This is a genomic window from Hoeflea sp. AS60, from assembly GCF_038900115.1.
GTDB lineage: Bacteria > Pseudomonadota > Alphaproteobacteria > Rhizobiales > Rhizobiaceae > Hoeflea.
In genome coordinates this window covers 214,166-235,705 of record NZ_JBBMQP010000002.1, presented here as the reverse complement: position 1 = coordinate 235,705, position 21,540 = coordinate 214,166, and the positions used below count along the sequence as shown (strand labels likewise).

At 58.6% G+C, this 21,540-nt stretch carries 20 protein-coding genes; 3 read left to right on the top strand and 17 right to left on the bottom strand.

The window, feature by feature from the left end:
- Positions 1 to 4: 4 nt before the first annotated feature.
- Genes fba through WNZ14_RS11380 form a run of 5 tightly spaced genes read right to left on the bottom strand, consistent with a single transcriptional unit; the run spans position 5 to position 5,538 of the window.
- Entirely contained in the window at positions 5 to 1,084 is a 1,080-nt protein-coding gene (gene fba / locus WNZ14_RS11400) for a class II fructose-bisphosphate aldolase (protein WP_342868773.1), read from the bottom strand.
- A 12-nt stretch (positions 1,085 to 1,096) separates the two neighbouring features.
- On the bottom strand, positions 1,097 to 1,576 hold the full coding sequence (pgk, locus tag WNZ14_RS11395) for a phosphoglycerate kinase (protein WP_342868772.1): 480 nt from the start codon (positions 1,574 to 1,576) through the stop codon (positions 1,097 to 1,099).
- A complete protein-coding gene (gene tkt / locus WNZ14_RS11390) occupies positions 1,573 to 3,588 on the bottom strand; it encodes a transketolase (protein WP_342868771.1) in 2,016 nt (671 codons plus the stop codon). Before tkt ends, pgk begins: the two co-directional genes overlap by 4 nt.
- Before the next feature lie 10 nt (positions 3,589 to 3,598).
- Positions 3,599 to 4,468: a phosphoribulokinase gene (locus WNZ14_RS11385; protein ID WP_342868770.1), complete on the bottom strand. Its 870-nt coding sequence runs from the start codon at positions 4,466 to 4,468 to the stop codon at positions 3,599 to 3,601.
- 20 nt (positions 4,469 to 4,488) lie between these two features.
- The gene (locus WNZ14_RS11380; RefSeq protein ID WP_342868769.1) at positions 4,489 to 5,538 is read right to left on the bottom strand and encodes a class 1 fructose-bisphosphatase; all 1,050 of its coding nucleotides are present in this window, start codon (positions 5,536 to 5,538) and stop codon (positions 4,489 to 4,491) included.
- A gap of 96 nt (positions 5,539 to 5,634) precedes the next feature.
- Here WNZ14_RS11380 and WNZ14_RS11375 point away from each other — a divergent pair, with 96 nt between their 5' ends.
- Entirely contained in the window at positions 5,635 to 6,606 is a 972-nt protein-coding gene (locus WNZ14_RS11375; protein ID WP_342868768.1) for a LysR substrate-binding domain-containing protein, read from the top strand.
- Here the strand turns inward: WNZ14_RS11375 and WNZ14_RS11370 are convergent.
- Both WNZ14_RS11370 and WNZ14_RS11365 read right to left on the bottom strand, forming a co-directional pair.
- Entirely contained in the window at positions 6,603 to 8,255 is a 1,653-nt protein-coding gene (locus tag WNZ14_RS11370) for an FAD-binding dehydrogenase (protein ID WP_342868767.1), read from the bottom strand. The two genes, WNZ14_RS11375 and WNZ14_RS11370, sit on opposite strands and share 4 nt — an antisense overlap.
- Positions 8,256 to 8,366: 111 nt before the next feature.
- Complete coding sequence (locus WNZ14_RS11365; protein ID WP_342868766.1) at positions 8,367 to 9,725, bottom strand: FAD-binding oxidoreductase; 1,359 nt, start codon at positions 9,723 to 9,725, stop codon at positions 8,367 to 8,369.
- A 50-nt stretch (positions 9,726 to 9,775) separates the two neighbouring features.
- Between WNZ14_RS11365 and WNZ14_RS11360 the strand changes: the two genes are divergently transcribed.
- Positions 9,776 to 10,180, top strand: coding sequence for a rhodanese-like domain-containing protein (locus WNZ14_RS11360; RefSeq protein ID WP_342868765.1), 405 nt, complete (start codon positions 9,776 to 9,778; stop codon positions 10,178 to 10,180).
- A gap of 61 nt (positions 10,181 to 10,241) precedes the next feature.
- Here WNZ14_RS11360 and WNZ14_RS11355 read toward each other — a convergent pair whose 3' ends face one another.
- From WNZ14_RS11355 to WNZ14_RS11345, 3 genes are all read right to left on the bottom strand, one after another.
- Positions 10,242 to 11,072 carry a metallophosphoesterase gene (locus tag WNZ14_RS11355; protein WP_342868764.1) on the bottom strand — a complete coding sequence of 277 codons (831 nt, stop codon included), beginning with the start codon at positions 11,070 to 11,072 and terminating at the stop codon, positions 10,242 to 10,244.
- Between the two features lie 323 nt (positions 11,073 to 11,395).
- Complete coding sequence (locus WNZ14_RS11350) at positions 11,396 to 11,983, bottom strand: hypothetical protein (RefSeq protein ID WP_342868763.1); 588 nt, start codon at positions 11,981 to 11,983, stop codon at positions 11,396 to 11,398.
- A 68-nt stretch (positions 11,984 to 12,051) separates the two neighbouring features.
- Positions 12,052 to 13,830, bottom strand: coding sequence for a methyl-accepting chemotaxis protein (locus WNZ14_RS11345; protein WP_342868762.1), 1,779 nt, complete (start codon positions 13,828 to 13,830; stop codon positions 12,052 to 12,054).
- A gap of 453 nt (positions 13,831 to 14,283) precedes the next feature.
- Here WNZ14_RS11345 and WNZ14_RS11340 point away from each other — a divergent pair, with 453 nt between their 5' ends.
- Entirely contained in the window at positions 14,284 to 14,538 is a 255-nt protein-coding gene (locus WNZ14_RS11340; RefSeq protein ID WP_342868761.1) for a hypothetical protein, read from the top strand.
- A gap of 74 nt (positions 14,539 to 14,612) precedes the next feature.
- Here WNZ14_RS11340 and phnN read toward each other — a convergent pair whose 3' ends face one another.
- From phnN to phnC, 7 genes are all read right to left on the bottom strand, one after another.
- A complete protein-coding gene (gene phnN, locus WNZ14_RS11335; RefSeq protein ID WP_342868760.1) occupies positions 14,613 to 15,209 on the bottom strand; it encodes a phosphonate metabolism protein/1,5-bisphosphokinase (PRPP-forming) PhnN in 597 nt (198 codons plus the stop codon).
- Positions 15,209 to 16,348: an alpha-D-ribose 1-methylphosphonate 5-triphosphate diphosphatase gene (locus WNZ14_RS11330; protein ID WP_342868759.1), complete on the bottom strand. Its 1,140-nt coding sequence runs from the start codon at positions 16,346 to 16,348 to the stop codon at positions 15,209 to 15,211. The genes phnN and WNZ14_RS11330 overlap by 1 nt, the downstream gene beginning before the upstream one ends.
- On the bottom strand, positions 16,349 to 17,056 hold the full coding sequence (locus WNZ14_RS11325; protein WP_342868758.1) for a DUF1045 domain-containing protein: 708 nt from the start codon (positions 17,054 to 17,056) through the stop codon (positions 16,349 to 16,351).
- Complete coding sequence (gene phnE / locus WNZ14_RS11320) at positions 17,056 to 18,597, bottom strand: phosphonate ABC transporter, permease protein PhnE (RefSeq protein WP_342868757.1); 1,542 nt, start codon at positions 18,595 to 18,597, stop codon at positions 17,056 to 17,058. The genes WNZ14_RS11325 and phnE (WNZ14_RS11320) overlap by 1 nt, the downstream gene beginning before the upstream one ends.
- Positions 18,594 to 19,559, bottom strand: coding sequence for a phosphonate ABC transporter, permease protein PhnE (gene phnE / locus WNZ14_RS11315; RefSeq protein ID WP_342868756.1), 966 nt, complete (start codon positions 19,557 to 19,559; stop codon positions 18,594 to 18,596). The genes phnE (WNZ14_RS11320) and phnE (WNZ14_RS11315) overlap by 4 nt, the downstream gene beginning before the upstream one ends.
- A gap of 75 nt (positions 19,560 to 19,634) precedes the next feature.
- On the bottom strand, positions 19,635 to 20,546 hold the full coding sequence (gene phnD, locus WNZ14_RS11310; protein WP_342868755.1) for a phosphonate ABC transporter substrate-binding protein: 912 nt from the start codon (positions 20,544 to 20,546) through the stop codon (positions 19,635 to 19,637).
- A gap of 56 nt (positions 20,547 to 20,602) precedes the next feature.
- Positions 20,603 to 21,484: a phosphonate ABC transporter ATP-binding protein gene (gene phnC, locus WNZ14_RS11305; RefSeq protein WP_342868754.1), complete on the bottom strand. Its 882-nt coding sequence runs from the start codon at positions 21,482 to 21,484 to the stop codon at positions 20,603 to 20,605.
- Positions 21,485 to 21,540 lie beyond the last annotated feature (56 nt).

Below are 21,540 nucleotides of genomic sequence, written 5' to 3'. Positions count from 1 at the left end.
TTTTTCAGGCAGCCCTGGCAGCTGCAGTTTGCGGATCGAGCGCGCCACTTGCGTAGCGTGCCGCCATGTCATCCATGGCGATCACCCTGATTTTCGATGCCTGTCCGGCGGTTCCAAAGGCTTCGAACCGCTCACGGCAAAGATCGCGCATGGCGTCCATGGCCGGTTTGAGGAACTTGCGCGGATCGAACTCGGTTGCCTTGCTGGTGGCGATCTTGCGGAACTGCGCGGTCATCGCCATGCGGCAATCGGTGTCGATATTGACCTTGCGCACGCCATGCCGGATGCCGCGGACGATCTCCTCGACCGGAACCCCAAAGGTCTGCGGCATCTCGCCGCCAAACTCGTTGATGATGTCCTGCAATTCCTGCGGCACCGAAGAGGAACCATGCATGACCAGATGCGTATCCGGGATCTTGCGGTGGATCGCCTCGATCACGTTCATCGCCAGGATGTCACCATCAGGCTTGCGCGAGAACTTGTAGGCGCCGTGCGAGGTGCCGCAGGCGATTGCCAGCGCATCGACCTGGGTCCGAAGAACGAAATCCAGCGCCTGGTCCGGATCGGTCAACAGCTGATCGTGCGAGAGCTTGCCTTCCGCGCCCGATCCGTCCTCCGCTTCCGCCTCGCCAGTTTCAAGCGAGCCCAGAACACCCAGCTCGCCCTCCACCGAAGCGCCAACCCAGTGCGCCACCCTGGCCACCCGTTCGGTAATCGCGACGTTGTAATCATACGACGCCGGCGTCTTCATGTCTGCTTCGAGCGAGCCGTCCATCATCACCGAGGTGAAGCCATGACGGATCGCGGTCATGCAGGTGGCTTCGTTGTTGCCATGGTCCTGGTGCAGGCAGAGCGGTATCTCGGGATACATTTCCGCCAGCGCGTCGATCATCTTGGAGAGCATGATGTCGCCGGCATAGGAGCGGGCGCCGCGCGACGCCTGCATGATAACCGGCGCATTGCAAGCCTTGGCTGCCTCCATGATGGCAAACCCCTGCTCCATATTGTTGATGTTGAAGGCCGGCACGCCGTAACTCTGTTCTGCGGCGTGATCGAGCAATTGACGAAGGGTGATACGGGCCATTGGGATCTCCTGTCAGGCTGAAGGCGCGAGATTGGGTGTCGGTTCAGGCAGCAGTTTCGCCAGTTCCCGGATCCAGATCGATGCGGTTTCGGGCATGCCGCCGGGCACGGCGAAGAAATCACCAAGCGCGCTCAGGCGGATGGCGAAGGTTCTGCTGCGACGCTGGGCTTCAGGATGGAACCGCAAATTCTCGAGAAGCGCGATCGCGCCGGCAGGCGTTGCGGCAAGACCCGATTCAGCGACCGGACCGACGCTGTCGCCGACAAAATGCACGGGCATTCCGGTCAAGCTCTGCAACGGCTGCACCAGATGGCGCAACGACAGCGTCGGGTTCACATCTCCGCCGGGATTGTCATATCCGGCGATCACAGCAACCCGGGCGCCGCGTTCAGCGAGATCGCGCAGATAGGCTGCGAATCTGCCATCCAACCCCTGGCTCAAGTCAGAGCGGACCAGCACAGTTTGCCCCTCGAGATCCATTGTGCCCATCATGATCCGGACCTCCCGACAAGATCGAGGGCCAGACTGGCCACGCGGTCGGCCGTGATCCCGAAATGCTCGTAGAGCTCGGTCGCAGGCGCCGAAGCGCCAAATCCGTCCATGCCGACAAATGCGCCGTCTGGTCCGATCCAGCGGTCCCAGCCCATCCGGGCAGCCGCTTCAACCGCGATGCGCGGGGCGGCTCCAAGAACATTCTTTTGGTAGAGCTGATCCTGCACCGCAAATTTCTCCCAGCATGGCATAGAGACAACCGCGGCGCGGACACCATGCAGGTCCAACAGTTGAGACGACGCCTTACGCGCAATCTCGACCTCCGATCCGGTCGCAAGAAGCGTGACGTCCCGCTTGCCCTTCGGCTGGTGCAACACATAGGCGCCGCGTGCAGAAAGGTTTTCAGCCGAACCGGTCTCCCGCAACATGGGCAGCCCCTGACGCGACAGCGCCAGCACGCTCGGCGTCGACCGATCCCTCAGCGCCAGCTCCCAGCACTCTGCCGTCTCAATGATGTCGGCGGGCCGGTAGACATTGATGTTAGGCGTTGCGCGCAGCATAGCCAGATGCTCGACAGGCTGGTGCGTCGGACCGTCTTCGCCAAGTCCGATGGAATCGTGCGTCAGCACATAGACCACCCCCTGCTGCATCAGCGCCGACAGCCGCATGCCGCCGCGGGCGTAATCGGAAAATACCAGAAACGTGCCACCATAAGGAATGAAGCCGCCATGCAGCGACAGCCCGTTCATCACGGCTGCCATCGCGTGTTCGCGGATGCCGTAGTGAAGATAGCGGCCCTTGAACCGGCGGGAACCAATGGGTTCGGTGTGCGATGTCTGCGTCAGGTTTGATCCGGTCAGATCCGCCGACCCGCCGATCGTCAGCGTGGTGGCGCCATTGATCACCTCAAGCGCCATCTGCGATGCCTGACGGGTCGCGACCTTGGTGGCTTTCTGCTGATGCTCTTTGCGGAAGGCAGCCAGTTTGCGGAACACGTTCTCAGGCAGTTCGCCCGACACCATCCGGTCAAACGCTGCGGCGTTTCGTGCGCTTGCATGACGCTGCTGCCACTGGCTCCGGGCAGCCTCACCGCGCGCAGCAACCGCCTCCCAGGCAGACTTGATGACAGAGGGAACTGTGAAGGCTTCATAGGGCCAGTCGAGCGCTTCCCGGGCTCTCGAAATTTCCTCTTTGCCCAGTGGCGCACCGTGGGTCTTGTGCGAGCCCTGCATCATCGGCGCGCCTTTCCCGATGGTGGTGCGGCAGGCGATCAGCGACGGCTTGGTGCTCTTGCGAGCCTTCTCGATCGCAGCCGCAATCGCCTCAGGGTCATGGCCGTCGACACTTTGAACATCCCAGCCCGCGGCCTTGAACCGCATCGGCTGGTTCATCGACGTGGAGAGTGAGGTGGCTCCGTCGATGGAAATCTCGTTGTCGTCCCACAGCACGATCAGCTTCTTGAGCTTGAGGTGACCGGCGAGATCGATTGCCTCGTGGCTGATGCCTTCCTGCAGGCAACCGTCACCGCAGATGACGTAAGTGTAGTGATCGACAAGCTTCTTGCCGAAGCGTGCGACCATCATCTCTTCGCCAATGGCCATTCCGACCGCTGTCGCTATCCCCTGCCCCAAAGGCCCTGTGGTGGTCTCGACACCGAGCGTGTGCCCATATTCGGGATGTCCCGGTGTCTTTGATCCCCACTGCCTGAAGTGTCTCAATTGCTCCATTGGCATGTCGGAATAGCCGAGCAGATGATGGATGGCGTAGATCAGCATCGAGCCGTGGCCAGCTGACAGCACGAACCTGTCGCGGTCCGTCCAATCGGGCATTGAAGGATCGATCCTGATGAAGCGGTTGAACAAGACGGTGGCGACATCGGCCATACCCATAGGCATGCCGGGGTGGCCCGAATTGGCGGCCTGGACTGCGTCCATTGCCAGAAACCGGATGGAGTTCGCCATGTCGCGTTCGCTGACAACATCAGGAGCGGAAACATTCTGCGTTACGTTCATGTAAGCCTCCTCAGGACATGCGGCGCTTGCGCTCGACCAGCTTGTGGATCAGCGGCGTGAAAATGAGCTGCATGGCGAGATCGAGCTTGTCGCCCGGCACAACAATCGAATTGGCGCGCGACATGTAGCTGTTCTGGATCATCGACAGCAGGTAAGGAAAATCGATGCCGCGCGGATTGGCGAAGCGGATCACCAGGATCGATTCAGCCGGCGTCGGGATCCAGCGCGCGACAAAGGGGTTCGATGTATCGACAATCGGCACGCGCTGGAAATTTATGTCGGTCAGCGAGAACTGCGGGCAGATGTAAAGCACATAGTCGGGCATGCGCCTCAGGATCGTGTCGGTCACGGCCTCGGTGGAATAGCCACGCGCGGCCTTGTCGCGATGGATCTTCTGGATCCATTCGAGGTTGATCACCGGCACCACGCCGATTTTCAGATCGCAATGCTGCGCCAGATTGACCTCGTCGGTAACAGCGTAGCCGTGAAGTCCTTCGTAAAACAACACATCGCTGTCGCCGAATTCCTCCCACTCGGTGAAAGTGCCGGGCGCAACGCCGTAGCACTCGGCTTCATCGTCATCATGGATGTAATGGCGCGTCCGGCCCCTGCCGCGCCTTCCATATTCCTCGAACACGCCTTCGAGGATTGCGAGCTCATTGGCTTCCGAATTGAAATGCGTGAAATCACGGCCCATCGCCTTCTCGTCGGCAATCTTGTCCTTCATCGTCTGCCGGTCAAACCGGTGAAACGCATCGCCTTCAATAAAGGAGGCAGTGATCTTCTCGCGGGCAAAGATCTTCTTGAACGTCTGCTCGACCGTCGTGGTGCCGGCGCCTGACGATCCGGTGATGGAGATGATGGGAAACTTGGCTGACATGAGAAAAAGACCCTGAAAAATTAGACCCTGAAAAGACCCCGGTTGCCGAACAAGGGTGAGCGCTCGCTCATCATCTCGGGATCGACATGATAGCGGGCCACCCGCTCGACTTTTGCTCGCGAGCCGAACACCAGCGGAACGCGCTGGTGCAGGCTGGACGGTGTGATATCGAGGATGCGGTGAATGGAATCGGTGGCCAGGCCATTGGCCTGCTCGACCAGGAACGCGATCGGATTGGCTTCATAGACCAGCCGGATACGCCCTGAGCCATAGCCCTTGCGGCTGTCGGCGGGATACAGGAACACGCCGCCGCGGATCAGAATGCGGTAGCAATCAGCCACCAGCGATGCGATCCAGCGCATGTTGAAATCTTTTTCCCGCGGGCCTTCAGCGCCTGCGAAACAATCATCAATGTAAAGCCGGACAGGTGCTTCCCAGTGCCGGTAATTGGACACGTTGATGGCAAACTCGGAGGCGTGCATCGGGATCGAGACGGAATCGTAGGCCTCGATGAAATCGCCGTACCTGCTTGAGTGGATGAAGATCCGTGTGCCCGACCCCACTGTCAGAACCAGCGCCAGTTGCGGCCCATAGATAAAGAACCCGGCGGCCAGCTGGCTGGTTCCCGGTTGCAGGAAAGACTGCTCCGGATCGGATTTCGGATCGCCAAAAACCGGCATTATCGAAAAGATGGTCCCGATCGAGACATTGGTTTCAATGTTGGAAGATCCGTCGAGCGGATCGATTGCCAGCGCCAGCGGCTTCTCTGGATCAATAAGGATGGCACCGGTGCTTTCCTCTGATCCGTAGAGGGCGACGGGAACCTGGCGGATAGCCTCGAGAAAGATCCCGTCCGCCACCACATCCAGGTCTTTCTGGATGTCGCCATCGGAGTTTTCACTGCCGCGCGACGAAGCGAAACCGGCATTGAGCGCGCCTTGCGTTGTGAGTTTGCGCACGTCAAGAGCAGCCTGAGCCAGGGCACCGATCGTTGCCGATATGGCGTCACTGTGCGGTTTCTGGGCAAACGATCCAGACCGCAAAAAGGCAAGCAGCGACTGACCTGACATTGTGGCATTCCTCCCTGGCCACAATGGATAAATGAATTCTTATGTATGTAAATTTTAACTTATTGACAGTTTACATAAGTTTTTCTTACATAAAACATGCTCAACATTTCCCTGCGCCAGATGCGCACTCTTCTCGCCATTCAGAAACACGGAAAGATATCCGCGGCTGCCCGAGCGCTTGGATTGACGTCGCCTGCGGTCACCCTGCAGATCCAGCAACTGGAGCAGGAACTCGGCTGCCAGCTGTTCCTGCGCTCAAAATCCGGATCACAACCAACCGAAATCGGCCAAGTCGCAATTGATACCGCCTATCGGGTGATCAACGAGCTGACATCGCTTGAAGAAACCGTTCAGGCCCATAGAGGTGTTGCTGCGGGCACCATAAGGCTCGGCGTGGTGTCAACCGGAAAGTACTTTGCACCCAGGGTCATCGCTGCCTTCACCGCGGTCCACCCGGGCATGTCGATGACGCTGGTCGCAGCCAACCGCTCCGAGATCATCCGGAAGCTGCACGATCACGATATTGACGTCGCCCTGATGGGACGACCGCCGACCAACTTCAAGGTCAACGCCACGCTGTTCGGCGATCACCCGCTGGTCTTCATCGCCAGTCCGGATCACCCGCTGGTGGGCCAGCTCGACATCAGCAAGGAAGAACTGGCCGAACAGAAATTCATTGTCCGGGAGCGAGGTTCGGGCACGCGGTCGTCCTTCGAGTTTTTCATGTCAGACACACTTGATGGCTTGCGCACAGTGCCGACGGAAATGGATTCGAACGAAACCATCAAGCAGGCCGTGATCGCCGGACTGGGGATCGCCTTCATTTCAGGCCATACGATCGAGCAGGAATGCAGGGCCGGCAGCATCGTGATCCTCGATGTGGTGGAAACCCCGATCCGGCGGCAATGGTATTCAATCCGTCATGCCAGCCGATCTTCGACGCCAGCCCTGCAGGCGCTGGATGATTTCCTCAGGCTGCGCGGCCCTAGCCTTTTGCCGGTACTGAGCAAGCCCTATCAGGCGGCACCGGCCAGCAACCAGCTCTCCGGCAAGCCCCAGCAAAGCTAAGCGATCGCGTCGCCGCGCCCGGCCTGGCGGCCCGAGAAGATGCAGCCCCCGAGGAAACTGCCTTCCAGCGCGTTGTAGCCGTGATAACCGCCACCGCCAAAGCCGCTGACTTCACCGGCGGCAAACAGCCCCTCTATCCGCTCGCCCTGCGCATTGAGCACCTGACCGTTGAGATCGGTCTCGAACCCGCCAAGCGTCTTGCGGGTGATGATGTGCAGCTTGACCGCAATCAGCGGTCCGTTTGCGGGATCGAGCAACCGGTGCGGCTTTGCCGTGCGCATCAACTTGTCGCCACGGTAGTTGCGCGCGGCATGAACCGCCATCAGTTGCGCATCCTTGGTGAAAGGGTTGTCGATCTGGCTGTCCCGCGCCGCGATCTGCGCTCGCAATCTATCTAGATCGATCAGGTCACCACCCTTGCTGTTCATGCCTGCAACAAGGTCTTCCAGCGTATCGGCAACGACGAAATCCTCGCCATGCCGCTTGAAGGCCTCGACCGCCGGTGTCGCCTTCTTGTTCAACAGACGCTGCTGGATAACCTTGAGCCAGCTCTTGGCAGCGAAGTCCGGGTTCTGCTCGGACCCCGAAAGCGCCACTTCCTTCTTGAGGATCTTCTGGGTCATCACAAACCAGGAATAGTCATGCCCGGTCGAAAGGATCTCTTTGAGCGTCGACAGCGTGTCAAATCCCGGCATGCATGGCGGCCTGAGCCGGTTTCCTTCCGCATCGAACCACATCGACGACGGACCGGGCAGAATGCGGATTCCGTGATTGGGCCAGATCGGGTTCCAGTTCTTGACGCCTTCGGTGTAGTGCCACATCCGGTCGGCATTGATCACCCGACCGCCGGCCGCTTCGGTGATCGCAATCATCCGACCATCAACATGCGCAGGCACGCCTGCGATCATATCCTGCGGTGGTTCGCCCAGCCGGTCGCGCGGCCAGGACTTGCGTACCAGATCGAAGTTTCCACCAATGCCGCCCGACGTCACCAGCACACTCGGCGCACGCAACTCGAACTCGCCGACGATCTCGCGGCTTGTCGATTGTCCGCGCTCCTTGGCGTCATTCGCCAAGATCTCGCCAGACACGCCTTTGACGGCATTGTTTTCAGTTATGATGCTGGAGCAGCGATACCGGAACTTGAGGTCAATCAGTCCCGCCTTCACATGAGCGCGCACGCGTTTCTCAAACGGCTCAACTGTGCCGGGGCCAACACCCCAGGTTATGTGAAAGCGCGGAACGGAATTGCCATGGCCATCGGCAAAGGAGCCGCCACGCTCCGCCCATCCAACAATCGGAAACCACCGCATCCCCATCTCATGCAGCCAGGGCCGCATATCGCCGGCGGCAAAATCCACATAGGCTTCGGCCCATTTGCGCGGCCAGTAATCTTCCTCGCGATCGAACTGGGCCGAGCCCATCCATTCACTCAGCGCCAGTTCGCGGCTGTCCTTGATGCCCATCCGCCGCTGTTCCGGCGTATCGACCAGAAACAGCCCGCCAAGCGACCAGAAGGCCTGCCCGCCCAGAGAATTCTCGGGCTCCTGATCGAGGATCGTGACTCGTGTGCCACGGTCGGCAAGTTCCGCCGCAGCCACAAGTCCGGCAAGACCGCCGCCCACCACAATCACGTCACAACTGTCCATCCCTGATCTCCCCGGTCCAGTCTGCCTGCTCCTCCCAAGTGCACTCAATCCAAGAGCAACCCGTCAATCACTAACCCATTCACCCAAACCGGCAAATGCTGGGCCTTGCCGCTATATGCTCTTCAGCATCTGATTTGCTGCGAACGCCGCCTGATAGAACCCTGTCTTCAGCCCCCGCGCCGCTTCCGGCCTCATCCCTGTCACCTGCATCGGCAGATCGGCTTCACGGCCGCCCGTCAGCAGATCCGCCATTGCCTTGCCGAACACCGTACCCGGCGCAATGCCCCGGCCATTGTAGCCGATTGGTGTGTAAAGCCCTTCATCCAAGCGGTGGATGCGCGGCAGGTGATCGGCCGTCATCGCAATCTGTCCGTGCCAGGAGGCTTCGAATTCCACCGGCCCGAGGTCCGGAAACAGCCGCTTCAGCTGTCGCGCCGCCCAACGTTCCGACAGACCTTTCGCACCACCAATCACCGATCCCATCGAGCCGATGATCAATCGGTCCGCAGCGTCCCGTCTGAGCGAAAACATGATTTGGCCGGTGTCCCAGATCCCCTGCCGCTCGGGCAGGATGTTGGCGACGCGCGCACCAAGCGGAACCGTCGCCACCTGGAAATAGTGGATCGGCACGAAACTCTGTTTCAGTCCCGGCCAAAGATCATCGGAATAGGCGTTGGTGGCAAGCACCACCGCTTTGGCAGCAACAGCACCGCCTTCCGTTTCAAGCAGCCAGCCACCTGTCTGTTTGGTGAGCCTTGTCACTGCCGCGCCGGTGTGAATTCGTGCACCTGCTGCCTGTGCAGCACGAGCGAGACCGCGCACATATCCCATCGGGTTGATTGTCCCGGCTCGCGCATCCAGCAAGCCGCCATGAAATGCGCTGGAGCCGATCTTCTCTGCTGCCTCTTCTCGCGACAGCAGCTTGACCGGCGCACCGAGACGGACCCACTCCTCGGCACGTCGGGATAGATCCTTGAACCCGCTCTGGGAATGGGCCGCGTGAATGGTGCCGGTTCGCGTCAGTTCACAGCGGATCTGGTGCCGCTCGATCAGGGACATCACGTAGTTCGGACCGTCTCCGAGCAGATCAACCAGACGCGTGCCTTGCTCACCACCGAGCTTCGCCCTTACATCCTGCGGCGGCAGCCAAAGGCCGGCATTGAGCAGCCCCACATTCCGCCCCGACCCGCCATAGCCAATCTGATGAGCTTCCAGAACGCAGGCATCCAGGCCCTTTTGAGCGGCATGCAGCGCAGTCGAAAGTCCGGTGTATCCGCCCCCGACAATGGCCAGATCGGTTGTCACGTCAGCCGTCATCGGTGACGCTTGGTAGACCTCTTCCGATGTTTCATCCCACAAGGAGACTGTCGATGAACCTGGCATGGTCTGGCTTTCCTTCAGTCTGATCTGTCGCTTGGCCTCGGTCATAAACAGGACTGGAACCATCAGGACTGTTGAACCAAGCGCCATGTTGGGTCAATCATGCAAAAGCGCCCTATTCATGTTTAACAGGTACCCCAATGGCCAAGACCATCACCCCCGTCGCCGATCTTGTCGCAAATGCCCGTGCCCGCATCGAGGAAATTGAAACCGCAGCCGCCATTGCCATGGTGGATGATCCGGACGTCGTCATTGTCGACCTGCGTGATGTCCGCGAGCGCCAGCGTTCAGGCTACATTCCGGGCAGCTTCCATTGCCCGCGCGGCATGGTGGAATTCTGGGTCGACCCGCAAAGCCCCTACTACAAGGAGATTTTCGGAGAGGACAAGAAATTCGTCTTCCATTGCGCATCCGGATGGCGCTCGGCGCTGACAACCGCAACGCTCAACGATATGGGCTTTGAAGCGGCTCATCTGAAAGAAGGCTTTTCAACCTGGGAAGCCCAGGGCGGGCCTGTCGAGTTTCCACCCGAGCACAAGCCCTGAATTCAGACCCTCAAGTTCAGGCCCCGAGTTCAGGCCAGCTGCGGCAACGGCTCCCGTAACTTCAGATCGAAATCGCCTCGACGTCATCCTCGATTCTCCACTGAACAATGTCGGCGTCGAGAAAATCAATCGAGTGAATCACTGTGCTATTTTCGTTGAGGAAACAGACATTGTAGTTTGGCGCCAGATCGCCATATCCCATCCGGTTGATCTGGCCTGAGAAATCCGGCCAGCAAGCGTGATTTGTCGACCGCGGAGCCGAATAGGGAATGCCGCAAACTGCGCCACTCAGCGAATAGTGACAGTGGCCGAAGAACAGATGCGCGACTGTGTCGTTATAATCTCTGAGCAGCGACTGAAGCTCGCGCTCGTTGATAATCCCGATAACGTCGGCATTGGCCACGTGCACTCGCACAGGATTGTGGTGCATGAACAAATAGGCCTTCTGCCCCTTGGCCCGCGTACCGTCGAGCACGTTTTTCAGCCAGGCCATCCGCTTCTCGCAATAGAGCCCGCCATGTCGGCCCGCATCGACAGTATCCATGTAAACGAAAAGTCCGGCCGGAGTTTCCTCGGTCCACTGAATGAAGCCCGAACCATCCCGACTGGTGGTGGAAAACACTGACTCGAACGCCTCACGGTTGTCATGATTGCCGACCATCAGCCGTGGCTCCAGCTTGCCCTTGAGCGAGCTGCCAGCAAGGATTGCCTCCAGTTCCCGGTAGCTCTCTTCCTGTCCGTAATGGGTCAGGTCGCCCGTGATCACCACGCGGTCGGCATCGTGGTCATTGGCTTCGACATAGGCCAGGCACTTTTTGAAACTGGCAATTGAATCAAGACCGAGGATCGGCTCCGCATTGATGTGGATGTCGGAAATATGCACCAGCTTCATGACGGGCTCCATTTTGGCTTGGGTATGACTATCCGTTCTGTATTGCCGCTCCATGACAAGCGGGCAGGTTTATGTCGACCATCTCAGTCAGCGTTGCGCAAGCCCTTCCGGCTCTGTCCTGACCATTTCAGGTCATACTAATCCGGCTTCCGGAGCGAGCCTCGCACACCGAATCCGCCGCTGCTCCTGAAACGACAAACGCCGCGCCTTCTGTTCCGGAACCGGAAAGAAAAGCGCGGCGTCAAAGCAGCCACTGGCAAAGCCAAGCCGTTGTCTAAACCCGCACCAGGCGGGTCAGAGCAGCAGACCAGACGGCTTTGATTCTAAAGCATGTCGAGGTTGATACCGACGGTAATCGCGCCAATCGGCTCGCCGGTATCCGGATCGGAAATGGTAATGCTGGCCTGTGATTGCAGAGCCTGGGTGGATTCATCTTCTTCCACGCCGTCAACGAATACCACGCCGGGGCCCGCAGCGAATGTGTTCTGCCATTTGGCTTCATCACCTTGCCAGTAATCAGAGGTGACATCACTCTGGCCAACATTGAGCCCCTTGGCGTCCATGACGAACATTTCCGTGATCATGCCCTGGCTGCCGTCTTTCTTTTCCATCAGGAACTTGGAAAGTGGTGTTGCCAGAACTTCATCAACCATCGGCTTGTCTGCAGCCGTTGCCTGAGCGCGCCAGTCCTTGTCGAGCTTGTCAATTGCAGCCTGGTCATAGCCGGCGGTCTTGGCATTCTGCTCCTTGATAGCGCTGACGACGACAGGATCGGTCAACCAGCCCTCAACGTTCTGGCTGATGAATTCCCTGACCGGCGCAACATGCGCGTCTTCAGCCTGGGCCACAACAGGTGTAAATGCGAAAGCGCAGGCCGCAAGCATGGCTGATACAAAAAGCTTAGTCTTCATGGGTGTATTCTCCTCGTTGAAAGTTGATTGCGATCATTAGAGATCGTTTCTGATTTCGGCACTCAGTTTCAAAACTCTTCCCAGCTATCCGTGCTCGGAGCGAGCGCCGCATTTCCCTGGCTGCGATACTGAGGTTGAGCCGCCGCCGGCCGCGGTGCGGACATTTTCGGAGCTGGTGCCGGTCGGGACGGTTCAGCTGTGCGGGTTCGAGATGTCGAGCCTGTCAGCTTGAAAGATCTGACAACGTCGGCAAGCCGTTCACATTCTCCGGCCAGGTTCTGCGACGACGTGTTGCTGTCCTGAACCATCGCCGCATTCTTCTGGGTCATGGTATCCATCTCGTTGATGGCCATATTGACCTGCGACAGCCCCGTCGCCTGTTCACGCGACCCTCGCGAAATCAAGTCGATCTTCTGGGCGACCTCGGTAATCTGCCGTTCGATCTGATCCATGGACTGGCCTGTCTTGTTGACGAGATCGACGCCGTTACTGACCTGGGCGCCGCTCTCCTCGATCAGATCCTTGATTTCCTTTGCCGCATTGGCCGAACGTCCCGCGAGATCACGAACCTCCTGTGCAACCACTGCAAAGCCCTTGCCTGCTTCACCGGCACGTGCGGCCTCGACGCCGGCATTCAGCGCCAGCAGGTTGGTTTGGAACGCGATATCGTCAATCACCTTGAGGATCTGGGCAATGCGCGATGAGGATTGCTCAATGCCACCCATCGCGGTAATGGCCTTTCGAACAATCTCGGAAGACGATGTCGCTGCGTCGCGCGTTGATCCGACAAGAGTACCGGCTTCCGTAGCCTGCTCTGATGAAGCCTTGACGGTCGCGGTGATTTCATCAAGCGCAGCCGCAGTCTCCTCAAGCGCCGCGGCTTGTTGCTCGGTTCTGCGGGCAAGCTCGTCGGTGGAGCCACCCAGGCTGTCAGATGCCTGTTTGACCGCATGTTGGGCACTGTCAATCGTGCCAACTGTCTGCTCGAGGGCTTCAAGCGCCTTGTTGAAATTGCCCTGCAGCGTGGCAAATTCACCACCAAGATCTGGAACGCGTGCGGTCAGATCGCCAGAAGCAAGTTTCTCGAGCGCTGTGCCCAGTTCCTGAACGACCTTGCGCTGCGCCTGCGACGAGCGTTCGGTTTCGCTCATGTTGGCCTGGCGCTCCGCATCCAGTTGCTCGCGCTGCCGCACCATCTCGGCATCAGCATCAAGCTTCATCTGCGCGGCATCACAGAACTCGGTCAAGGCTCGCGCAACAACGCCAATCTCGTCGCCCTTCTCCGCGTGCGGGACCGGGGCCGAAATGTCTCCGGCCTGCAACTCCCCGATACGCTTGTTGACGTCGGCAAGAGGGCGGCCAACAAATTTGCGCATGGCAAACAGCAGCATAGCGACAGCGATGATCAGCACTATGATCTGGGATGCCATCGCCTTGAGTGCGAAATTGCGGGCCGAAAGAGTGATGTCGTCAGTCGACCAGACAGTCTTGATCTGCCCCTGAGATACGCCATCCTTGCCCGCCGGCAATGGAGCAGAAACGACCACAGAAGAAGCGTCTTCCTCAAGAACCGGAGCCTTCAGCTCGCCAGGGTTCGAGGCCAGGGATTGCACGAGAGAAGCATCGGGCGTTTCTGACCGCGTCCAGACGTCCACCTGGTCACCAGCCTGATTGAAAGCGGTGAAGCCCACAAGAGCAAGTTTGGGGTCATTCTGAAAGATCTCGTAGGCCGACCGAATGGCTTCGGTCTTGCCCCATTTCACCCCACCGGCCGCCTGTGCGCCGATCTGGGCCGTATCCTTGAGCCAGTTGCGCTCGGCCATCTCCATCTGACTTGAACCTGACATCTGGGAAATTGCAAAGCTGGTAACGGCCAACCCAAGCAAGTTCACAAGAATGACCGTAATCGCGATTTTCTGTGTGATGCTTCGCGATGAGCCACCGGCTTTCCCAGCCGAGCTCTTTACCAAATTCAATCCCATGTATCCCCCTGAACAATTGCATTGGCCTACTACCGGGTTCGCAATCATTGCAGGTCGACAGGCTTCATGCCCTTCGCTTGGCCTAGTACTTAAGCATCACAATCTGCGACAGACTGGTTTAATTATGATTAATTACTAATACCTCATTTTCTGCCTCTAGGCCGGTTTCGCGAGATTTCTGCCTCAGCGCCCTGCGCGCGCGCAAGTTCACGGTGAACAGCAATATTGTCCGATGCAGCCATGTGGTTGTTTGTGACAATGGGCATCATTACTGATCACAGGACGACCGTGAATTGGCCCACAAATCAGGAGGCGCAAATGCCCAAGAAAAAAATCCAGAAAGTGTATGACGCGCTCATTGAAGGTGCCTATCAGGGCCTGAGTGATGGCGAGTTGCACAACTATGTGTTCGAGCAATGTCCCAAGGCCACCAGCAAGCGCCTTGTCCGCGCGGCCTTGCTGGCGCTAAGCGATCCCAACGTCCAGGATCGAAATGTTCTCAATGTGATTTATGCCCTTGCCATCAAACACCGTCTTGATGGTGGTCCAGACACTGACGAGGACGAAGAGTAAGTTCGTGTCAAAGCTTCAGTTTCTACAAACTGACGACCGTGATCTGTTCGCATACTGGTTAGAGTGCCTTGAGATCAGACAGAGCTTGATGCACCGATCATCCGCGTCACATACGCGACCAGCTCCGATCCTGCTCTTTCCACCGCGCCGGAATTATCGATGACGGCATCAGCCACGAAGCCTGACGTAAGAGCAGAAGCACGCGCCAGCCTAGCCTCTATCTCCGACGCACTCTCCCGGCCTCTTGCCTGAAGGCGGCGCGCAAGAATTTCGGGTTCAACTTTGATTTCCACGGCCACCGAACTTGGAAACACCTGTTGTATGACAGTCCACGCTCCTCTTGAGCCGTTGACAATGGCAAGCTTGCCCTCGGCCAGGTGCGCTTCGATGGAACGCGGCAGGCCGTAGCGCAATCCGTTCGCAGCCCACGTCAGGGAAAACTGTCCCTGGTCAAGTGCCTCATCGAACTCGGCGTCGCTCATCGGGATATGGTCTTCACTCCCTGCATCAGCAGGTCGAGTTATTGCCCGTCGGACGAACAGCACGTCTGCGTCATCGGCAAGCACGCTGCGCGCATGCGACATCAACGTATCCTTGCCAGAGCCGCTCGGCCCCAGCACCACGATCAACGGACCCAACGCCTGGGCCAGGACATCTCTTGCCACCGGCATCAGGCCACCCGTTCGCCCTGGCGCCAGACTGATCGTACGATCGGAACGCCGGTCTCGCGACGCACTCGCACCAGATCAGCTCGCTTGCCAGCTGCGAGACTGCCACGGTCATCAAGCCCGACCGTTTTCGCGGGCGTTGCCGTCACCAGCCGAATGGCTTCAGGCAGATCAAGGCCCTCGATTTCATCGGTCAGCACAAACGGGGCATGGATCAGGCTGAAGGGAACATAGTCTGATGACAGCACATCCAGAACGCCCGAACGGGCCAGATCCGTCGCAGCAATATTGCCCGAATGGGATCCGCCCCGAACGACATTGGGAGCCCCCATCAGAACGCTCATGCCTGCCTTGTGAGAAGCCTGCGCAGCCTCGATGCTGGTGGGGAATTCGGCGAGTTTGACACCGAAACCAACCGCTTCATTGACATGATCAAGGGTCGCATCATCGTGGCTCGCAACCGTGATCCCGCGCTCGGCGCAGGCACTGGCCAGAACCTTGCGGTGGGCGTCGGAATGGAGCGCTGACGCATCAAGCCGGCGGTTCACGAACTGGGCGAAGGCCTCGTCGGACAGGCCGCGCTTGGTCTTGTAGTAAAGCGTGTACTGCTCCATGGTCTGGAACTGACGTTGCCCGGGTGCATGGTCCATCAGCGAAGCCAGCCGCACCTGCGTATCGGTCTTGAAATCGGCAAAGTGCTCAAGAACATCGGCAGCCGAAACTTCGCAGCGCAGATGAATGAGGTGATCGGCGCGGAGCCGGTTCTCCGACCGCGCCTCAGCCAGCGCATCGGCAATCGCGCGCATTTCGCCAACCTGGAAACCGTCATCAGCATCTGAACCGAGTCGAAGGCAATCAAACACCGTAGTGATACCTGAAGAGGCAATCTGCGCATCATGGGACTGGATTGCGGAGATGGCATTCCAGCGCACACCCGGGCGCGGGGAATAATGCGCCTCGAGATGGTCGGTATGCAGCTCGACCAGACCGGGGATTATATAATCCCCTTCCATATCCACGCCCGTGGCTGAATTGCCTTCCGCGACCTCGGCAATAACGCCATCCCTTACCACGAGGCTGCCGGAAACGATCCGGTCTTCCAGAACAAGCCGGGCGTTGGTCAAAATTGTCTCGGTGGTCATTCAGGCAGTCTTTCTGTGCTTGCCAGTCGCCAGCGGCGTCCGGCTATGGATTTGAAATGGAGCGCCGGGCGCAGGCTCGACGAAGAGGCTCAGCGCCCGCACCGGAACAGGGCCGGAAAGAGCAAAGGCGAAATGTTCATTTGCGGCGGTTTCAACGCGTGTGATGTCGGGCTCGGAAAGCCGCATCGTCAAGGTCATGTGAAAGCGGAAGCTGTCAAACACATAGGGATAACCCCATCGCATCAGATGTTTGAGTTGCTCTGATGACAGCGATTCCGGATTGCGGCGCTCGATTTCCCTTTCAGTCAGGGGCGCACGCAACGGCTCAAATGCTTCAACAACCAGATTGGCGAAAGCGTTCAGCTCGGGTGCGGTTCCTCCTGGAACCAGCGCCAGAAACCCCTCGAGCCGTCCAACGACCAACGACGGAATCTCAAATGCCACGGCATCGGAGGCAAACTGGTCCATTGCCCTCACCAGATCGGCTTCGCTCACGCCCTCGGCCAGACGAAACGGTGCTTTGAGCGTTGCATGGAATCCGTAGCGCCGCGCCGGGCCGGTGATCGACGCAAGCTCGTTTGCGCTTAAGCCACCAAGTTCAGGATGATCGACCGCCACGCCGGTTAGAGCCTCACGCCCTATCCAGCTCGCGCCAAGATCCGCCAGCGCCTCGCCAGGACCCGGAGCAAAATAGAGAGCATATCGCATCAAGTCTGTCCCTTGCCGATCAGCAATCCACGCAGTCGCGAGGAAATCGTGTCAAAAATGTAGACCACGATCAGGATCAGCATCACCATGTAGGCAACATTCTCCCAATCCGCATTGGTGCGCATCGCCTCCCACAATTTGAGACCGATGCCACCCGCGCCAACCGCACCGATGATGGTCGCCGAGCGGGTGTTGGATTCCCAGAAATACAGCGACTGACTGACGAACACCGGCAAGACCTGCGGCACGACGCCGAACCGCTGAATCAGCAACGGATTCGCACCCAGCGAACGTACACCCTCGCGTTGTTTCTCGTCGATGTTTTCCAGGGCCTCGGAGTAAAGTTTTCCGAGCGTCCCGGTATCGGTGAAGAAAATGGCGGAAATGCCGGCGAGCGGTCCGGGGCCGAATGCGCGCGTGAAAAACAGTGCCCAGATCAGCATGTCGACCGAGCGAAGGAAGTCAAACAGCCGTTTCACCACCTGGTTGGTCAGGAAACTCGGGGTGATGTTGCGCGCCGCCATAAAGGACAAGGGAAAAGCGATTGCAGTGGCGAACAGCGTGCCGACGAACGCCATGACAATCGTCTGTCCGAGCTTGATGAACACATCGCCATGCTGCCATTCGGCATTGTTGAGGAAATTATCAACAGCAAGCGACAGGTTGGATTGCTCCGGCTTTATCCGCTCTCCCCAGAGAACTGTCGCTGCGACATCGCCAAAGCCGCGGTTCCAGAACGGAGAAGACGTGTCGAACACAAAATTCTCCCAGCCCAGGAACCGTTGCCGGACTTTGACCTCGTCGTCTTCAATTTCAACTCGGCCGGCAAATCCGAAACTGGCGATCATTTTTTCACCTTCGCGGCGATTGACCACCCATTCAGGCAGAGCGCTGTCGGCCCGCACAAGACCGTCAGATCCGATATTGAGGACAACCGTCTCCGAGCCGCGTTTCAGCGTCACCCGGTAAGGTTCAACCAGAACCGAACCCGAACTCATGTCGACATCGACACGGACCGGCAGAATTTTCCGTTCCGAGGTCGCTGGCGTCGCCGCTGTCGATGACCCGGCATCCGCCGCAGCGCCGCCGAGCGCCGCACCCGGCGCCATGAAACCTGTCGACGTTCCCTTGGCGCCTGGATTCATGAAGCCCGTTGCCGCAGGCGGCGCCTCGGCCGGTGCGGCTTTCGTGGCCTTTGTTATCACCGTCACTTCGGCATTCTCGGTCACCAGCCAGTCTGGCTTGGGGTCGGAGCCAAGCGGAGAATATTTTGGAAACTCCACCTCCAGATACCCGTCGTGATAAACGATATCCGGTCGCACTTCGTACGAGATCCAGTCAGCGAGATAGCTTCCGGCAATATCCCAGCTGCCGCGCTGAAAAACCTGCCCGATGGCAAACAGGTTCCAGGCAAAAACCAGGTAAAGGCCGACGGCCGCAACCATCACAACCTTGCCGTAACGGGTCAGAAACGATCGGTTGAACACATCCGGGTAGCGCCCGACAATATCGTCAATCTGGCTTGCAGTCATCGCGGTCATGACAAGGCTCCTGCACGGGCACTGGTAAAGGCCTGCTCGCCGACCACACGTTTGCGCAACCAGGCAGAAAGCTGATCAACCGCAATCACGGTGATGAGCAGCAGAAGGACGATGGCAATGGTCTTGGCCTCATGGCCGCGACTGATCGACAGCCGCAGGGCTTCCCCGATGCCACCGCCACCAACTGCGCCGATGATCGTTGAGGCGCGCACATTGATTTCGAGCCGAAGGAGAGTGTAACTCAGGAAATTCGGCAGCACCTGCGGCACCATTCCAAACCGAACCCTCTCGACCCAGCTGCCGCCAACCGCGCGCAATCCTTCGTCGGGCTTCATGTCCGCGTTTTCCACCACCTCGAAGAACATTTTCCCCAAGGAACCAATCGTGTGGATCGCAACGGCAATGATTGCCGGCACCGGGCCGAGCGACAGAATTGCTGCAAAGAACCCGGCGATCACGATCTCCGGGAAGGCCCGGAGAATTTCCAGAAAACGCCGCACGAAACCACGCAGCCAGCCTCTCGTCGTCAGGTTCGAAGCCGCAAGGAAGCAGAGCAGGAAGCCGAAGGTGAAGCCGATGATGGTCGAGACGATGGCGATGTTGATGGTCTCGATCATCTTGTAGACATATTCGGGCATGTAGAGACTGTCGGTCAGCCACACTCGACCGACTGGATAGTCATATTTCAGCGATCCGTCCGCATAGGGGCTCGGAAGATCGAACAGTGCGCGCCAGACTTCCCATCCGTCGCGAGGGATCATGTCGCCGAAGAAATCGAAAAAATGTGGCAGCCGGTCCCAGAACTTGCCGGCATTGGTCTCGTTGGCAAACCATAGAGAACCCGCCAAAGCCATCATGAGAAGCGCAAGCCCCAGGCCTGTGTAGATACGCCGTTGCCGGGCCAAAGCCTGCCAGTGCCGCTCGGTCTCGATGACCATCTGTGAATGTCGGGGCGTTGTCATGATGAGGTCCTGTACTGACAGGTAAAACCGCGGCCCCTTGAACAAGGGACCGCGGCGATGTGATGCGGATGAGGCTTACGAGCCGATCTTGGCCTTGCGAGCGTCGATGATCGCCTGGTAGAACGAAGGATCAACTTCGGTATAGCCCTTGTAATCGCCGCCCTGGATCGCGGAGAAGCACTCCGGATCGCTTTCAGGCAGGGCCATCATGAAGTCCTTGAACTTGGTCTTCATGTCTGTATCCATCGTTGAGCGAACAACGATCGGACCGTTCGGGATCAGCGGCGACTTCCAGAGTTCGACCAGATCGCCCATATCGACGATGCCCTTGTCGACCATCTTCTTCAGGTTGCCGGAGGTATAGCCGTCCTTGAATTCGCCAACGCCCGAAGCCCAGGTTGTGCCAGCGTCGAAGTTGCCCTTGACCACTTCGAGGACGAGGTTTTCATGACCGCCGCCAAAGCCGGTTTCAGCGAAGAAATCGGCAATTGGCATGCCGATGGCAGCCGGCAGGGTAACCGACGGGATCAGAAAGCCCGAGGTGGAGTCCGGATCGGCAAAGCCGAGCTTCTTGCCCTTGAGGTCTTCAAGCTTGGTCATGCCTGAATCCTTGCGAGCGACCATCACCGAGTAGTAGCCGGTGGCGCCATCGGTCTGGATGGTGGTCAGGATAGGCTCGACTGCCTTCGGATCATCAAGATAGACCTTGGCGTAGCCAGATGCGCCGAGTTCGGCATAATCGAGCGTGCCACCAAGCAGGCCCTGGATAACGCCGTCATAATCGGCAGCGGGGAAAAGCGAAACCTTTTCAACGCCGAGAACGGCAGGCAGCTTTTCTGTCATGCACTGGAAACTGCGCAGACGGTCGGCTTCGTTTTCGCCACCGAGAATACCGATGCGGAAGTCCTTGAGGTCTTCAGCAACTGCAGGCTGGACAGCGATGACGGCAGCGAACGATGCCGCTGCGAGAAGGGCTTTCTTGATCATGGATCTGCTCCTGGTTCGGACCGGCGTCTTGCCGGCAATTCCGTGGGTTGAGCCTGTTACGCTGGCAAGGCGACCCCGGTGGCTGCAGTTCTCGCGCGAAGCGCGGGCTGCAGTGGACCGGTGGATTTCGGTTTGGCCGGCACAACTGGTTGACCGGCTGAAATGGATGTCGATGTGATGGATTCAGAGATTTCCGTGCCATCGTCGGAGGCGCCGTAGATCATCCGGACGGCTTCGGTGGTAAGTTCATCGGGCGGGCCATCGAAAACCACCTTGCCACCCGCCATGCCGATCACCCGCTCGCAATAGTGGCGCGCAGTATCAAGCGTATGCAGGTTGGTGATCACCGTGATGCCTTCACGTTCATTGATGTCCTTGAGCGCATCCATCACAATCTGCGCATTGAGCGGATCAAGCGAAGCGATCGGCTCATCAGCCAGGATCATCGATGGCGACTGCATCAGGGCCCGGGCAATGGCGACGCGCTGCTGCTGGCCACCAGACAGCGTGCCTGCCATCTGAAGCGCGGTCTGGGCGATGCCGAGCCGCTCCAGTGCGGCAAGCGCGTTGGCGCGCTCTTCGACAGTGAAGATGTTGAGAATGTTGAGCACTGTCGAACGGTGATTGAGGCGACCGAGCAAGACGTTGGTCAGCACATCAAGCCGCGGCACAAGATTGAACTGCTGGAAGATCATCGCACAATCACGATGCCAATTGCGGAGCCCGCCGCCATTCAGGCCCGAGACCGTCTTGCCCTTGAACCGGATCTCTCCGCTGCTCGACGGTGTCAAACGGTTGATCATGCGCAGAAGCGTGGACTTGCCTGCTCCCGAACGTCCAATGACGCCGACCATCTGGCCCTCGGGAATTGAGAGTGTGACTGCATCAACGGCTATGTTGTTGCCAAAACGGCGGGTCACATCGGTCAATTCAAGCATAAGCAAATCCTCTGAGATCACGTTTGGTTTTGTGACTTTCGAGGATTGGACTAGCC